At 54.7% G+C, this 15,291-nt stretch carries 16 protein-coding genes and 1 pseudogene; 16 read left to right on the forward strand and 1 reads right to left on the reverse strand.

All coding sequences use genetic code 11. The features are described 5' to 3' along the window. A partial coding sequence (locus tag PPOP_RS18480) for a hypothetical protein (protein ID WP_148278016.1) occupies positions 1-1,361 on the reverse strand: 1,361 nt, incomplete at its 3' end. Positions 1,362-1,406: 45 nt separating this feature from the next. Between PPOP_RS18480 and PPOP_RS18485 the strand changes: the two genes are divergently transcribed. The 16 genes and pseudogenes from PPOP_RS18485 (at position 1,407) to PPOP_RS18550 (ending at position 15,287) form a co-directional block, all read left to right on the forward strand. After that, positions 1,407-1,736 (forward strand): WIAG-tail domain, encoded by a 330-nt coding sequence (locus tag PPOP_RS18485; protein WP_042230073.1) that lies wholly within the window; start codon positions 1,407-1,409, stop codon positions 1,734-1,736. Positions 1,737-1,932: 196 nt separating this feature from the next. After that, a pseudogene (locus tag PPOP_RS26230) lies at positions 1,933-2,228 on the forward strand (IS1182 family transposase); the annotation flags it as partial. 320 nt (positions 2,229-2,548) lie between these two features. Further along, the gene (locus tag PPOP_RS18490; protein ID WP_199899004.1) at positions 2,549-3,349 is read left to right on the forward strand and encodes a glycosyltransferase family 2 protein; all 801 of its coding nucleotides are present in this window, start codon (positions 2,549-2,551) and stop codon (positions 3,347-3,349) included. 127 nt (positions 3,350-3,476) lie between these two features. Continuing rightward, positions 3,477-4,553, forward strand: a complete 1,077-nt coding sequence (locus tag PPOP_RS18495; protein WP_042230075.1) for a glycosyltransferase family 2 protein — start codon at positions 3,477-3,479, stop codon at positions 4,551-4,553. Between the two features lie 113 nt (positions 4,554-4,666). After that, complete coding sequence (locus tag PPOP_RS18500; RefSeq protein WP_006288210.1) at positions 4,667-5,398, forward strand: sugar phosphate nucleotidyltransferase; 732 nt, start codon at positions 4,667-4,669, stop codon at positions 5,396-5,398. Continuing rightward, entirely contained in the window at positions 5,395-6,387 is a 993-nt protein-coding gene (gene rfbB, locus PPOP_RS18505) for a dTDP-glucose 4,6-dehydratase (RefSeq protein ID WP_006288212.1), read from the forward strand. The genes PPOP_RS18500 and rfbB overlap by 4 nt, the downstream gene beginning before the upstream one ends. Positions 6,388-6,457: 70 nt before the next feature. After that, positions 6,458-7,504, forward strand: a complete 1,047-nt coding sequence (locus tag PPOP_RS18510; protein ID WP_052516661.1) for a GT-D fold domain-containing glycosyltransferase — start codon at positions 6,458-6,460, stop codon at positions 7,502-7,504. A 24-nt stretch (positions 7,505-7,528) separates the two neighbouring features. Continuing rightward, entirely contained in the window at positions 7,529-8,896 is a 1,368-nt protein-coding gene (locus PPOP_RS18515) for a glycosyltransferase family 2 protein (protein WP_006288214.1), read from the forward strand. A 161-nt stretch (positions 8,897-9,057) separates the two neighbouring features. Further along, positions 9,058-9,345, forward strand: coding sequence for a hypothetical protein (locus tag PPOP_RS18520; RefSeq protein WP_006288215.1), 288 nt, complete (start codon positions 9,058-9,060; stop codon positions 9,343-9,345). Between the two features lie 20 nt (positions 9,346-9,365). Then, positions 9,366-9,716: an alpha-helical endospore appendage domain-containing protein gene (locus PPOP_RS18525; RefSeq protein ID WP_006288216.1), complete on the forward strand. Its 351-nt coding sequence runs from the start codon at positions 9,366-9,368 to the stop codon at positions 9,714-9,716. Positions 9,717-9,722: 6 nt separating this feature from the next. Next, positions 9,723-10,022, forward strand: a complete 300-nt coding sequence (locus PPOP_RS18530; protein WP_006288217.1) for a hypothetical protein — start codon at positions 9,723-9,725, stop codon at positions 10,020-10,022. 5 nt (positions 10,023-10,027) lie between these two features. Further along, positions 10,028-10,297 carry a hypothetical protein gene (locus tag PPOP_RS21390; protein ID WP_234399901.1) on the forward strand — a complete coding sequence of 90 codons (270 nt, stop codon included), beginning with the start codon at positions 10,028-10,030 and terminating at the stop codon, positions 10,295-10,297. 218 nt (positions 10,298-10,515) lie between these two features. Beyond that, positions 10,516-11,655 (forward strand): CgeB family protein, encoded by a 1,140-nt coding sequence (locus PPOP_RS18535; RefSeq protein ID WP_006288218.1) that lies wholly within the window; start codon positions 10,516-10,518, stop codon positions 11,653-11,655. Between the two features lie 92 nt (positions 11,656-11,747). Continuing rightward, the gene (locus PPOP_RS18540) at positions 11,748-13,274 is read left to right on the forward strand and encodes a glycosyltransferase family 4 protein (protein ID WP_234399902.1); all 1,527 of its coding nucleotides are present in this window, start codon (positions 11,748-11,750) and stop codon (positions 13,272-13,274) included. Between the two features lie 149 nt (positions 13,275-13,423). After that, a complete protein-coding gene (locus PPOP_RS18545) occupies positions 13,424-14,581 on the forward strand; it encodes an ABC transporter ATP-binding protein (protein WP_006288220.1) in 1,158 nt (385 codons plus the stop codon). Beyond that, on the forward strand, positions 14,574-15,287 hold the full coding sequence (locus tag PPOP_RS18550; RefSeq protein ID WP_006288221.1) for an ABC transporter permease: 714 nt from the start codon (positions 14,574-14,576) through the stop codon (positions 15,285-15,287). The genes PPOP_RS18545 and PPOP_RS18550 overlap by 8 nt, the downstream gene beginning before the upstream one ends. Positions 15,288-15,291: the final 4 nt, after the last annotated feature.

Consider the following 15,291-nt stretch of genomic DNA (forward strand, 5'->3'; position numbering starts at 1 on the left):
CGGGCCTCCATATAGGCGAAGGAGAAGTAGCCGGCCACCATCTCGGAGCAGGAGAAGTTACAGGTCGTCATATAGGCGAAGGAGAAGTAGCCGGTCATCATATCGGAGCAGGAGAAGTTACAGGTCGTCATATCGGCGAAGGAGAAGTAGCCGGCCATCATATCGGAGCAGGCGAAGTTACAGGTCGTCATATAGGCGAAGGAGAAGTAGCCGGCCACCATCTCGGAGCAGGAGAAGTTACAGGTCGTCATATCGGCGAAGGAGAAGTAGCCGGCCATCATCTCGGAGCAGGAGAAGTTACAGGTCGTCATATAGGCGAAGGCGAGGTCACCGGCCACCATCTCGGAGCAGGAGGAGTTACAGGTCGTCATATAGGCGAAGGCGAGGTCACCGGCCACCATCTCGGAGCAGGAGAAGTTACAGGTCGTCATATAGGCGAAGGAGAAGTAGCCGGCCATCATATTGGAACGGGCGAAGTAACGGGCCGCCATATTGGGGAAGGCGAGGTCACCGGCCACCATCTCGGAGCAGGAGGAATTACAGGTCGTCATATAGGCGAAGGCGAGGTCACCGGCCACCATCTCGGAGCAGGAGAAGTTACAGGTCGTCATATAGGCGAAGGCGAGGTCACCGGCCATCATATCGGAGCAGGCGAAGTAACGGGCCTCCATATAGGCGAAGGAGAAGTAGCCGGCCACCATCTCGGAGCAGGAGAAGTTACAGGTCGTCATATAGGCGAAGGAGAAGTAGCCGGTCATCATATCGGAGCAGGCGAAGTAACGGGCCTCCATATAGGCGAAGGAGAAGTAGCCGGCCACCATCTCGGAGCAGGAGAAGTTACAGGTCGTCATATAGGCGAAGGAGAAGTAGCCGGTCATCATCTCGGAGCAGGCGAAGTAACGGGCCTCCATATAGGCGAAGGAGAAGTAGCCGGCCATCATCTCGGAGCAGGAGAAGTTACAGGTCGTCATATAGGCGAAGGAGAAGTAGCCGGCCATCATCTCGGAGCAGGAGAAGTTACAGGTCGTCATATCGGCGAAGGAGAAGTAGCCGGCCATCATCTCGGAGCAGGAGAAGTTACAGGTCGTCATATCGGCGAAGGAGAAGTAGCCGGTCATCATCTCGGAGCAGGCGAAGTTACAGGCCGTCATATCGGCGAAGGAGAAGTAGCCGGTCATCATCTCGGAGCAGGCGAAGTTACAGGTCGTCATATCGGCGAAGGAGAAGTAGCCGGCCATCATCTCGGAGCAGGCGAAGTTACAGGTCGTCATATCGGCGAAGGAGAAGTAGCCGGTCATCATATCGGAGCAGGCGAAGTTACAGGTCGTCATATCGGCGAAGGCGAGGTAGCCGGACAACATATCGCAGCGGGGAGCATCCGGGCCGAGCATTTGGAAGAGGGAGTCTTGAGTTCGATCGTGCTCCAGCCCAGAACGGTTACACCGGAGTCCTGTTCCTTCGTTCCAGTGCGCACTTCGATGCCGCGCGCCGGAGCGCTGCAGCAATTCGGGATGAGCGCATTTCTGTTTCAGGGGGAGACTGACCGGGTAGACGTCCGCATTGCCTTCGACGAGCCGTTCCCGAATAATCAATATGTTCTTGTCGCGATGACCAACCACCCGGAATGCCAAGCGGTGATGAAATCGCAATCAACGCACAGCGCCGTTCTGGAAATACATCGTAAGGATCCGCAGTCACAGCCATTCGGTTGCGTATCCTGGATTGCAATTGGCTAGTTTGTGGCCGATACCCCGGTGAAGCAAGGAAGGGGCTGTCCCAAAAGTCATTGAAAATGACGAGGGGCACCCTTTTCTCAAAAATGAAAAACAAAAAGAAATCGTTCTTTCGTAAAATGGAAATACGACCCACCAGCTACGAAAGGAACGATTTCTTTGTACATTCCATATAATAGCTACCATCCTAAAATGCTCACGAAATTCATCATCTACACTTATACACAGCGTATTTATGCGAATGAAGGAAGACCACATGAAAATGGACAGCTCCAGCCCGGTTATCATGTACAGATTGGCACCGAAAATTAGGTTATCGTCGGATACCGTTTACATCAGCGTCCGACGGACACACGTTGCATGTAGCCTTATGTAGAGAAAGTCATCAAGAAAAACCAAAGAAATGAAAACGCCGTCAGCAAGATAGATAATTGGGAATACAATGAACAAACGGATACATGGACGTGTCCCGGTGGACAAACCCTCGTCTTCCGGTAGGAGAGGAGGATGCAGACGCTTCCTGCTTCGAGGCCTATCGAAAGTAAGTCTCGAGGTCGGGTAGCTTTCCCTTGCCCACAATTTGCTCAAGTGGGAAGTTAATGTAAACCATAACTCGACCTTTTATCGAATCTAACGGTCATCCCACAGGGAATAAAAACTACTTATAAGCCCCCCCCTTTTTGCACACCTCAGGCGATCCGCCGGGTTATGGAAGGAAGCGGCCCGAATGTGCACATGAGCCGTTGCACTCTGGACTATGCCTCATACAATGGGATGTAAATACATGTGCAATTTGCCCGGGAGGGAGAAGTGCAATGGCTCATTCCAAAAGATATCGTTCTGCGCGAACGCGTACCCGCCGGCAGGTACGAATCCATAGTTCTTCCGATCCCTTTGTGTCGGTCATCATCCCGGTTATGAATGAACGGCGGACACTGTCCCGTGTCATTGAACGGGCGGCACGGGTGCATCCAACCACTGAGGTCATTGTGGTAGCGAACGGAACGACCGACGGCTCAGACCGCATCGCGGCAGAGATGGGAGCCCGCGTTCTTCGTTATGCGATCCCGCTTGGACACGATAAGGGCAGAGCCGTTGGAGCCGAAGCTGCGGCGGGACGCATTCTGCTGTTCATCGACGGCGATATCGTGCTACCTGCGTCGGAATTGCACCCGTTTGTCCATGCGGTGAACAATGGCGTCGATGTCGCTCTCAATAATTATCAGGGGCCTGTCTGGAAGCATGATGTACACGGAGTGGTCCTGGCCAAGCACGCATTAAATGTCATGCTGTCCCGGCAGGATTTGGGGGGATCTTCCCTGACTGCCGTTCCGCATGCATTAAGCCGTCGGGCGCTTGAACTGATCGGTGCCGACGCGCTGTCCGTCCCGCCGCTTGCGCATGCGATGGCCGTCGTATACGGGTTGGATATCCGCGCAGTGCATACGATTGACGTCGGCCGCATGAATCGGATACGTGTAGGGGGGGGAGGCGAGGATCCACTGGAGCCGCTGATATGCCAAGATCATTTGCAGGCGATTCGCTGGCTGATGGAACAACGGGGCCCTCGGGGCGGCCACTCGGATTTGACCAGACAACGGGAGCGGGTGACATAATGCCATGAGAAGGAAGCGATCCTTCCGTAGAACAAGGAACATTATCCAGGGGCTGCACCGTTCAGCACGTCGACGTCAGTCGAGCCGGGGAGGAAGAGAGGGCTACCGACGCCTGCAGGCTGGCCGCATGATAAGACGCAGCCGGCTTCGGAAACGCGGACATAAGCAGCTCCCGCATTGGAAGCGTCAGCAATATGAGCCGAAGGCAAGACGAGCATGGCTCCATGAAGCCCATGATGCGGGAAGGCGGCATGGCGACGAATATGCCGCATTGGGCGTACAAGATTCGTACAAGGACATCGTCCGCTTCATGCAAAGCCGGTTCACTGAGTTCCTTACGCCATACCGGCTTGCTCCCTTATCCTACTCAGAAGTTAAGGATTTGGCGGAAGCGTACAGAGCTGGATTTACGATAAGAAGGTATCAGAATGGAAGGGAAGCCGTACTGATTCCGACGACCAGGCCGGTCGATGCAATCGTGTGTGCCCAAAATGAAGAAGATAGCATCGCAGGAGTGTTGAAGGAGCTCGGGCGCCTTCCGCTGTCACGCACCATCGTCGTGGTGAACGGCTCCTCGGACGGCAGCTTGCAGGCGGTACAGGACATTTCGGAGGACGCCTGCATCATTCACTACCCGGAAGCGCTTGGTCATGACGTTGGCCGCGCTATCGGGGCGAGTCTGTCTCAAGCGGAGATTCTGTTGTTCGTGGATGCCGATATCCCGATTGCCGCTGAGGAGCTCGGCGCTTTTATATGGGAATGCGACAATGGCGTCGATGTGGCTCTCAACGACATCAGTCCGTTCCTGGGCCCCTTCTTCAACCGCGATGGAATTACGCACTGCAAGGAGTGGCTGAACCGCAGCCTAGGCCGCGCCGACTTGCATGCCAATTCGTTGACCGCTGTCCCTCATGCCATTACCCGCCGTGCGCTGGATACCGTAGGCGTACAGAATTTGATCGTTCCTCCCAAATTCCAGACGCTTGCCTTGGTCCGGGGCTTGCACACGAAAGCGGTGCATGCGGTCGACGTTATCGGAAGGAATCGGATACGCCGTACGAATGTAGGCGTATCGAATCCGGTTGCCGAGCTTATCATCGGGGATCATATGGAGGCATTTCATTCCTTATGGGAGGAAAATGCGTTATTCTTCAGCAAGAGGCACCAACGCGAGAGGATTGCCGAGAGGAGGAACGGAGGATGATATCTATTTTCCGCTCGTCAGATGATGCATTAGCCTTTTTGGAATGTATTCATGTAGGCCATGTCGCACACAGGGCGGCCGCTTCCTCAACTTGGCTATAAGGAGGGAATCGAGTGAAAGGAATTATTTTGGCGGGAGGCACAGGCACCCGTCTATATCCGTTGACGAAGCTGATAAATAAGCACCTGCTGCCCGTTGGCCGGCATCCGATGGCCAGCTATGGCCTCGAACGTCTGCGTTCGGCGGGCATTACGGATATTATAATGGTTATCGGGAAAATGTCAGCATCCTTGTTTACAGACTATTACGGGAGCGGGCAGTCCTACGGCGTTCATCTGACCTTTATCATCCAGGAGGAAGCGGGCGGCATCGCCCAAGCGCTCTCGTTGGCGAAGCCGTATATTGCTCCAGGCGAGAAATTCGTCGTACTGCTCGGCGATAATTTGTTCCGCGACGATCTGGCTCCGTATGCAGCGGCATTCGGCGATCAGAGACCCGGATATGCATGCGTTCTGTTGCGAGAAGTGCCGGACCTCAAGCGATACGGAGTGCCTGTCTTCGACAGCGCCAATCCGAAGCGGATCGTCCGAATTGAAGAGAAGCCGGAGCATCCGTCATCATCGTATTGCGTCACGGGCATTTACATGTATGATACCAGTGTCTTTCAACATATTGAGGCCATTGTACCATCCGAGCGCGGGGAACTGGAGATTACGGATGTCAACAACCGGTACGCGGCCGCAGGCAAGCTGCACTACGATGTATTTCGATCGTGGTGGACGGATGCGGGCACGTTCGAGTCGCTGCATGAAGCAGCTCAAGAGTTGAAGGAGGCCAGGTTATGAACCGGCTTCTCGTAACCGGAGGCATGGGGTTCATTGGCAGTAATTTCATCCTCTATATACTGGCCCGACGCCCGGAAATCCATATTACGAATCTGGATGCGCTCACTTATGCGGGCAATCCGGATAATTTGCAGCATATTGCCGATAGCGGAGCCTACCGCTTCGTACGGGCGGATATAACGGATGCGGCGGCTGTGGAACAGATTATGGAGGAGGGAGCATTCGATGCGATCGTGCACTTTGCAGCCGAATCCCATGTCGATCGCAGCATTTCTGGTCCGGAGTCATTCGTCTGCACGAATGTGCTGGGCACGTTCCGATTGCTGGAATCGGCACGGCGTCACAGCATTTCCCGCTTTATTCACGTATCGACCGACGAAGTGTACGGATCGATAGGATCGACCGGCTTTTTTACGGAAGACTCCCCGCTCCTACCGAACAGCCCCTATTCCGCCAGCAAGGCTGGATCGGATATGCTAGCACGTTCCTATGCCCGCACGTATGGCATGCCTGTCATTATTACCCGCTGCTCGAACAATTACGGTCCGCGCCAATTTCCGGAGAAGCTATTCCCTACGATAATAACGCAAGCGATTCAAGATCGGCCAATTCCCGTGTATGGGGATGGTTCCCATGTGCGAGACTGGCTCTACGTCGATGATCATTGCGCAGCCATTGACGCAGCGCTGCGTCATGGGCAGCCGGGCGAGGTCTACAATATTGGCGGCCATCAAGAGCGCACGAATCTGGAGGTTGTCCGGATGGTGTTGAACGAGCTGGGGAAGCCGGAGTCGCTGATTGCCTTCGTCTCCGATCGCCCGGGTCATGATCTGCGTTATGCGATCGATCCTGGCAAGACCGAACGCGAGCTCGGCTGGAGTCCAACCGTAAGCTTGGCCGAAGGGATGAAGCAGACGATTTCCTGGTATGTGAACAACCGCGCCTGGTGGGAACGTGTGCTGTCCGGATCGTATTTGCACGGAAGATAGTCTGATCCCCCGAAGCCGGCACGCTGTCTCATTCGCCATGCAGATGAAGCTAGGAAGGGAAGGGACACGAATGGCAAAAATTACGGTTTATCGTCGGCGCATTTCCCGTGTGCGGAAGCTGCGGGCTAGCCGTAAGGGACACCTGTCCCGAAGAGCAGCACGTTTGTATCACAAGCGTCAGCAGCGGTACGGGGAGCGATCCGTACGGAAAATCAAGCGCAAGCGTCAGCCGTCTGCTGCTCCGATTGTCGACAGTCTGCAGGAGACAGAGCCAGATATGGAGACCGAACGGCGGCTTAGTTATGAGGACGGGTTTCGCAAAGGCAAGTATGAGGGAGGGGAACGAATCCTGGCCCGGCTCCTTCCCGGCACGACCCTTCTTCCAGATATGACGGTGGAGCACGTTTTATCTTTGGGAGTGGAACAGGTTCGCCATTTGCTGAAGCCGCTGATAGGAGTTGCCGAGGTGTTCCAGGAGTTGGAATCGGCACTGCAGGAGAGGACTCCGTGCTCGCTCGTGCGGCTGGGAGACGGCGAACTGATGGCATTGGCGCATGATCTCGTTCTGAGCGCGGAATTAGTTCGGAGGGAGGGCACATTCCTCGAATATTCGGGCATGAATATTCCAGATCACGTCCATCGGGATCAATTGGCGGAGGCAGTACGCAAAGCATCGATTATCGGCGTGCCGGTTGCCCTGGAACCGAACTTCAAGGGGCTGCTGTTCCCCGTCTTTCAGGCGTATGGAATCCAGATCGCGCCACGTCGATTTACTTTATCTACCATTAATTACTTGTTGGCCGAAGAAGGCTATTTGCCCCGGCTGATCCAAGGCAGGCGCGTGCTCGTCATCGGCAATACGGCCCATTCGCTTGCCACGATTCTTGCAGGCAAAGGAGCTGTCATTGCTGGCGCGATCTCCCCGGTTAATGGCATGACTGACATTCCGATCGTTCTGCAGGAGGCCGCCGAGCATGATTATGATTTGGCCGTTGTTGCTGCAGGCATTCCTGCAGTCATTCTGGTTCAGCGCCTTGCCGAACAGTCTGGCAAGGTCGCCATTGATTTCGGACATTTGGCGAATCTCATCGTAAATGGCAATATCCAATTAACTTAATTCGAATGAAGGAGGTGCGCCGGGATGCCACAATTGCGTTCCCGTCGTCACATTCGCCACGTGCGTGCAGGTAAGCGGCCCGCTTCCATGCAGGCTGCATCCAGACGGAGCGAACAACAACGATACGATCAGGGTTATGCCTGTGGCTATGCGGAAGGGTTGCGTCTCGGGCAGTCTCAATACGGAGTTCCCTTCGACGGCACGAGTATCATCATCCCGACGTATAACAAGGCCGAGTTGCTAGAGCAGTGTATTGCCAGCATTGAGGCCCATACGCCGCTCCCTCATGAAATCATTGTCATCGACAACGCCTCGACAGACGGCACCGGGGCCTATCTCCACCGGAATACCGGAAAGCTTCGCTTCCATATCCATGAGCATAACCGCGGCTTCTCCGGAGCGGTCAATACGGGGCTGATGATGGCGAAGGGACAGACGATCTGCATATTGAACAACGATATCCTCGCAACTCCGAACTGGCTCAGGAACCTTCTTAACTGCCTCCAGAGCGAGGACAATATCGGAATAGTCGGGCCAGTGACGAATTTCATTAGCGGAGAACAGCAGATTGAAGTTCCTTACCAAAGCATTGAGGATATGTATTCGTTCGCGGCAGCACATAATGTGCCGAATGCGGGAAAATGGCAAGGAACGGATCGGATTGTCGGGTTTTGCCTCGTATTCCGCCGGGATTTGTTCGAGACGACCGGATATTTCGACGAAGGCTTCGAGATTGGCAATTTCGAAGATGAAGATTATGCGCTGCGTGTGCGCCTGAATGGACGCAAGCTCGTGATTGCACGGGATGCGTTTATCCACCATTACGGCAGCGTAACGATGAAGGAGCTTGGGGATCAGTTTATGGCTGTCAATGATAAAAACGCAGCATTTTTCCGTGACAAATGGGGAAATTCATTCAACATGGTGCAGCGTGCGAGAGAGACGAACAGCGGCTCGAACCTTAGCCGGTCCCATGATTTCTACCCGACGCATGTCGCGGTCACCGGATTGACAGATACGGTCTATTGGGTCGAGCACGGCACGAAATACCCGCTTGTCGGCCACATCGGCGTCCCGATCGTATCCATCTCGCAAATCGATCTGCGGGGCTGGCCGACAGGGCCGGCCATGGATGCGGGGGCTGCCCGCGATAAGTGGCACGGCCAATCCGAGCCGAACGGGGGGATTGCAGACGGAGCCGTCTTCACGACCGAAGCGGGAAAATGGTATCAGCGTCAAGGAACAGAATACCGCGAAATCATCAGCGAGCACGCCCTTCGCAGATGGCAGATGGAGAACCGGGTGCAGCCGCGAACGGACAAAGAGAGACGCGAACTGAAAGAGGGGCTTCCGATTATTCCGGCGCCGATGATAACTGCGTATCATTTGTAATCCATGACCGTCCAGGTGGTGCAGGCTGCAGAAATGGCTGCGCCTGAGGGCAGTTTTGGGCGAATAGCCCGTGTGCGTACGCCTGTGGCCCGCATATGTTAACCTAAGGAAGCGGAGTTAACACCTGTGCGCGATCCGCATTTTGCCGGGGAGGAAGAAGCATGGATAACGTCGTGGACGAAATTATTGTTCACATGTCCCATACGCATCAGCATATGGCCCGCGTTCTGGACGCGGAACGTCAGGTTGCGGTTCGTATGGCACAGCTCATTCACGCCCTGCCGGACGTTAATCCCGATTTTGCCGGCCTGAGCGGACTGAAGGAGCAATCCGCTGCGTTAACGAAAAATATCGTCTCTTACCTGAACGGAATCGCGGAGTTGGAGGAGGCGTTAGCCGAGCAGCTTGAGCATGTTATCAAAGAATTGAACGATGATGGCGAAGAATGAATGGATAGGGGGGAGACGGGTTGAGCAGAGAGCACTCCTATCATCTAATATTAGATGCTATAGCCAAGATGCAGTGGAATGTTGCCATGATTTTAGAAGCAAAAGCAGTAGAAGCAGAAAAAACGCGAAATTGGATGCTGAATCATTTAACGGAGGCCGCCTTTATCAACCATAAGGAGCAAATCAGCGATCCGTTGGAGATTCATGACCAAATTGTTGAAGTCCTTGACGGATTGACCAAAATCCAGCTCAGTCTTGCCCGGAACATGAAAGCCATCCTTTACCGAGGAGAATCGGGCTCGATGGGAGGTGGGCTAGAAGACGGGCTAGGAGACGGATCTTTCAGCGGAGAATTTGATTTGGGGAGATAAACTGTCATGATGCATAGATCGCAGGAGGATGAAGTCAAGCTTGAAATGATCCAGGCCATCGTCCGCAGCCAGTCTGCCCTGGCCCGGATGTTGGATCACCTTGCGGATGTGACCGAGCACGCGGAAGGATCCGTCAAAGGAATCAAAGAGGATATCCGGCTGCTGTCGAACTATCAGCTGGCGCTATGCGGCATGATCACCGGCTGGTGTTCCCGTCATAAGACAACCGGAACTCCTGCAACGCCCTGGTTCAATCCAGCTTATTTCGACAGAGCCATACTTGATCCGAGGAGTACAGGAGGGTGAATCTATTGAAAAAGAGTTCACGCACAAGTAGACTGAGGCGCAAGAGCGTACGCAGCGGACCCATTCGTGCCCGCAAAGGATCGCATCGGGGTCTATCCCGGCGCTCCCGCAAGCTGCGGAGACGGGGGCTGCGAATCGTCCGCCAGAGAAGAAGAGCCTCTCCACAATCCATTAAGCAGGCCTATGACGAATCTTATCAAGCAGGGTTCAGTGCCGGCTTTGCCAAAGGCTTCGAGGATGGTCACCAGTTGGCATATTCTGAACAAACTGGATAAGGCTTAGAACAGTCAGATGCTTGCCGCAAGCGGCGGCCGCTGGCTGTTTTTGTCTGTCCGGAAGCCCTTTTTAACTATGGATGGATAACCGTCCATGATGCACCTGACGGAGCGGCATATGATGAATGGATGCTAGACCATCGATGGAGCATTTGCGAGGCCATGTCTACCGGATCGCAGTACTCCAACAAGAACGAATGTAAAAAAGGAGCGATTCCATGCGTACATCACGCTCACGCAGGCAGCAAGCCCGAATTCATATGAATCATCAATTCCGAGACAACGCCCGTCATCAAGGACGCATCGCAGGGTTCAATAATGGATTCCAGGAAGGCTATTTACGCGGACGGGCGGATGTCATTATGAACACGCCGAGGGATCCGATACCGATGCGGCCGCTCCATATCTACTATGTGACAACCGGTAAAGGATATCCTTATTCTCCGCTGGATGAAGGCATGCGTACCACATGGCAGGAACTGGTCAGCCAAGTGTCTGTATTCGGGCCGCGAGATGGTGTTGCTGCTGTGGCCGGCCAGCAGCGGCCCGATTTGGTTTTTGCCCTGGACGGCATGGAACTTCCGTTGGAGCAAGTCGATGCCTTACGGGCACTTGGGATCCCGACCGCCTTATGGATTACGGATGATCCCTATTATACTGACATGATGAGTTCCATCGTGATGCATTATGACTATGTTTTCACCTTGGAAGCGAACAACGTCGAGTATTACCGGTCGCTTGGGGCCAACGTATATTTTTTACCGTTCGGCGTCTTTCCCGGCCAATTCCGGCCCATTCGAAGCCCAGCCAAGGTGCGGAGGGAGATCAGCTTCATCGGATCCGCCTATTGGAACCGGGTGCGGGTGATAGAGTCGATTCTGCCTGAGCTGATGAAGCGAGGTTTAGTCTTATCCGGCTTATGGTGGGATCGGCTGCCTCAATATCATCAATACGCCCATCAGATCGAATTGAACCGCTGGATGGACCCATACGAGACGTCGGATACGTACAATGGCAGCAAGATCGTAATTAATCTGCACCGCAGTCATAACGACGAGTCGGTCAACCAGAACCAGATCAATATTACGGCTGCTTCCCCGAACCCCCGCACGTTCGAAATCTGTGCCTGCGCAACGCTGCAGCTGACCGACGTGCGATCGGACCTCTCCAAATTCTATACGCCCGGCGTGGAGATAGAGACCTATGCCTCTACAGAAGAGATGCTGTCCAAAATCGACTATTTTTTAAGCCATGAACAAGATCGGCGGGAAATTGCGCTCCGCGCTTTGGCCCGGACGATGCGCGAACATACGTATGCGCACCGCTTGAACCAGGTGCTTGTGACCATATTCGGCTAGTGCGGCACGATCGGAGTATGCAATTCCATTGCTTCTGGAGGTGAAGGCATCCGTATCTTCTTAGAGGAACGGGCCGCACAATGAGACCGACTATGATGTTGTTTTCGCATATATGCAACCAAGATTATATTACCGGAGCAGAGAAGCATCTTTTTTTTCTCGCTCAAGAGCTAAGCACCTGGTATGAATGCATTTTGGTCGTACCGCAGGAAGGGCGTTTATCCGTGTTGGCCTGGGCTGCCGGCATCCGCAGTGAGATTGTGGCCTGCCCGCTCATGTACTCTATCGTCCGGCCATCCGCTGATCTCCCGGAAGAACTGGAACGATGGAAGCAGACTCCCGAATTCGGGGCTATCGTCAACCTGCTGGGGCATACGCAGCCGGATATCGTCTTGACGAATACGGCGGTCCACCCGCTTCCCGCAGCCGCAGCCGTATCCCTGGGGATTCCTACCCTGTGGATCATTAATGAGACCATCGACGACAACCCGTATACTGCCCTCGCGGCGGCACTTATCAGCTCGCATGCCGACGGCATAATCGGCACGTCCGAGACGACGCTTCAACCCATCCGCCCCGAGGCGGGAGATACCCCGCTCTATTTGCTGCCTCCATCCTGGCACCCGAACGCGCTTCGGCCTCGATCCTGGCCCCGCTTCCGCCGCAGCAAAAGAAAAGAACTGGGTATAGGGGCGGGAAATGTGCTGATCGGATATATAGCGGCTGCCATCTATCCCGAAAAAGGGCTGGACCATTTTGTCCGGATGGCCCTTCAAGTGGCGGCTCAGCGGCCGTTCGCCCGCTTCGTCATCCTCGGGGAAACGTCGGACCACGGTTACTATGAAGACTGTCTCGGCATAATTACGAATTCTCCTTATGCCGACCGGTTCCGGTTCATTCCATTCGAGGCATCGGTGCAGCATGTTTATCCGGCGCTGGATATTGTCGTGGTGCCTAGCTTGCTGCCGGAAGGCTTCGGATTAACGGCGCTGGAAGGAATGATATTCGGCAAGGCGGTGATTGCGTATGCGTCGGGCGGATTGGCGGAGATACAAGCGTCGGTGGGGAACTCCGCTTATTCGATAGAGACCGGGAACGAGGAGCGATTAATCCAGGTCCTTCTTGACGCGACCCGCAGCCCTTCGGTTTGGAAAAAGGCGGGCATTCGCAATGGGAAGAACGCCGTTCGGGTGTATGGTCATGCCGTGTTCCGCGATCGGCTGAAGAAGTTGCTTATTAGCCATGTCCTTCACCATCGGCCACAGTACCAAGTCATCCAAGGGGATGCGCCCGATGTGTTCGTCGCCGATCCGGATAGCGGTATGTACCGCCGCATTTCTCCCAGCATGCCGGAACATGCATCGCTGCTGCCCCAGGCTCGGCGGATTCCCGCCGACATCCTGCATGGCGTCACTTCTGAAGGCTCTCCGGATGACAACTTGCGGAGGCGCTTATCCCGCCACCGGCATCTGTGCGGCAGGAGGAGGACGAAGCGGGGCCGGCGCCTGCGCCGCCGGAAGAGCCATTGGCGCTGGGCGATTCGAGCACGGAGACGGAAGAAGAAGGGGATCCGTCGCTCCCGGATGCGCCGTAGTAAGCGGCTTCGAAAAAAACGATAATCGTTCACAAGATGGACATATTATTTTAAGTATTGCTTCATTTCCGTTTAATCTTACTTTAGATATAGTGGCTTATAATCGAAGAGAGACTGCGGCGCGCCGCCGGCAGGCGGTGCGTCCGTTATCGCAAATGAAACGGGAGGTCTACGATGTTAGAAGTGAACAACGTCAGCAAATGGTATGATAACCGCCGGGGCGTGGAGGATCTTCAATTCGCTATCGAGCAGGGCGAGATAGTCGGCTTCCTGGGGTCCAACGGGGCAGGCAAGACGACGACGATGCGCATGATTACCGGATATTTGAACCCGACTCGCGGGAGCATCTCGATCGGAGGCTTGACGATGGAGGAGCATGGTGCCCAGGCAAGAAGCAAAATCGGCTACTTGCCCGAAACGCCGCCCCTCTACCCTGAGATGTCGGTGAAGGCGTATTTATCGTTTATCGCCGATCTGCGGGGAGTCCCTGTACGGGAGCAGAAACAGCGCATCGCGGAAATGCTGGACAAGCTGGGGCTGCGCGGAAGAGAAAAGCAGATGATTCGCAGCCTGTCCAAAGGATACAAGCAGCGGCTCGGCTTGGCGCAAGCAATTATGCATAAGCCCGATCTGCTTGTGCTCGACGAGCCGACGTCCGGGCTGGATCCGAACCAGATTATCGAGATACGCGAGCTGATCCGCGAATTGGGAGAGCAGCATACCGTTCTGCTCAGCACTCATATTTTGCCTGAGGTGAATACGTTGTGCAATCGGGTCCTCATCATCCATCAGGGCCGCCTTGTGCTGGATGAACAACAGGATCGACTTGGGTTAGTGATGGGGCAGGCCTCGTCGCTGCAACTGGAAGTGAAGGGACGGGAGTCCGAGATCATCTCCATTTTGACAGCCCTTCCTGAGGTAGCGTCCGTTGATGTCCTTGCTGAGGCCACAGAGCTTGCAGCCGGGAACGGGACGGAGCAGGAGAGAGAGTCTGACGATGAAGAGACTGAATTCCGTGCCGGCCAATTCTCCGGCAGTCCAGCCGCGAAGGCGGGGGCAGCACCCGGCATTGCGTCGGAACATGTGGGCGCGGATGATGCTGGCGACGCAATAGAAGCAGAGAAAGAGCGGACCGGAGCGCCTCAGTTGGATCCCGGCGTCCAGATCGTTGCACTTCGGGTCATTTCGGCGGAACAGACGGATGCGCGGGAGTCTATTTTTTTCGCACTTGCGAAGGCGGGATATCCGATTCTAGAGATGAATCGCGATGCGACCAGCCTTGAGGACGTGTTTATTCGGCTTACGACCGAGGAGGAGGTGCAAGATGCGTAAATTTCGAGCGATCTTTCGCAAGGAAATGCAAGCATATTTCACCTCGCCTGCCTCTTATGTAGCGTTTGCCGTCTATGTGCTTATTTCCAGCATGATGTTTTATTTGAATTTCGTGATGTTTCAGCCTAGTATTATCGATTTCCGGCTCGTCTCGGGCAACGCGGTGTTCATGTATATCTTCGTCATTCCGCTGTTGACAATGCGGCTGCTGGCGGACGAATTCCGCCAAGGCACGGATGAGCTGCTGTTGACCTCACCGGCCCGGTTGAGCCACATTGTGCTCGGCAAATACGCGGCGGCGCTTGTCGTCATGGTGCTGCTGGTCTGTCTCAGCCTGCTGTACCCGCTTATCATGTCGTTTTTCGGTCCGCTGGATTGGTCGGTGCTGCTTACTTCGGTTCTCGGGATGCTGCTGTTAAGCGCAACAATGGCCGCCGTCGGCTTGTTCGCCTCCAGTCTGTCGCAGCACCAGATGATGGGGGCGATTGCGGGCGTGGTCATGCTGCTTGCCTTCTGGCTGCTCGATTTGCCCGCATCCACCTCCTCGGAATGGGGAAGCTGGATTGCGCCTTTTGCCATGAATCTGCGTCTGGAATCATTCATTAAGGGTGTGATCAGCGGGGCGGACGTACTCTTTTTTGTGACGCTATCCGCTGTATTTATCGTGCTAAGTCTTCAAGTGCTGGATAGAAAGCGGTGGAGGTAACATG

This window comes from Paenibacillus popilliae ATCC 14706 (assembly GCF_000315235.1).
Taxonomy (GTDB): Bacteria; Bacillota; Bacilli; order Paenibacillales; family Paenibacillaceae; genus Paenibacillus_B; species Paenibacillus_B popilliae.

Coding starts and splice junctions, on each gene's coding strand:
- PPOP_RS18490 (WP_199899004.1), top strand. CDS start 2,549: ATGGCTCATTCCAAAAGATATCGTTCTGCGCGAACGCGTACCCGCCGG.
- PPOP_RS18495 (WP_042230075.1), top strand. CDS start 3,477: ATGATAAGACGCAGCCGGCTTCGGAAACGCGGACATAAGCAGCTCCCG.
- rfbB (WP_006288212.1), top strand. CDS start 5,395: ATGAACCGGCTTCTCGTAACCGGAGGCATGGGGTTCATTGGCAGTAAT.
- PPOP_RS18510 (WP_052516661.1), top strand. CDS start 6,458: ATGGCAAAAATTACGGTTTATCGTCGGCGCATTTCCCGTGTGCGGAAG.
- PPOP_RS18515 (WP_006288214.1), top strand. CDS start 7,529: ATGCCACAATTGCGTTCCCGTCGTCACATTCGCCACGTGCGTGCAGGT.
- PPOP_RS18520 (WP_006288215.1), top strand. CDS start 9,058: ATGGATAACGTCGTGGACGAAATTATTGTTCACATGTCCCATACGCAT.
- PPOP_RS18530 (WP_006288217.1), top strand. CDS start 9,723: ATGATGCATAGATCGCAGGAGGATGAAGTCAAGCTTGAAATGATCCAG.
- PPOP_RS18535 (WP_006288218.1), top strand. CDS start 10,516: ATGCGTACATCACGCTCACGCAGGCAGCAAGCCCGAATTCATATGAAT.
- PPOP_RS18540 (WP_234399902.1), top strand. CDS start 11,748: ATGATGTTGTTTTCGCATATATGCAACCAAGATTATATTACCGGAGCA.
- PPOP_RS18545 (WP_006288220.1), top strand. CDS start 13,424: ATGTTAGAAGTGAACAACGTCAGCAAATGGTATGATAACCGCCGGGGC.
- PPOP_RS18550 (WP_006288221.1), top strand. CDS start 14,574: ATGCGTAAATTTCGAGCGATCTTTCGCAAGGAAATGCAAGCATATTTC.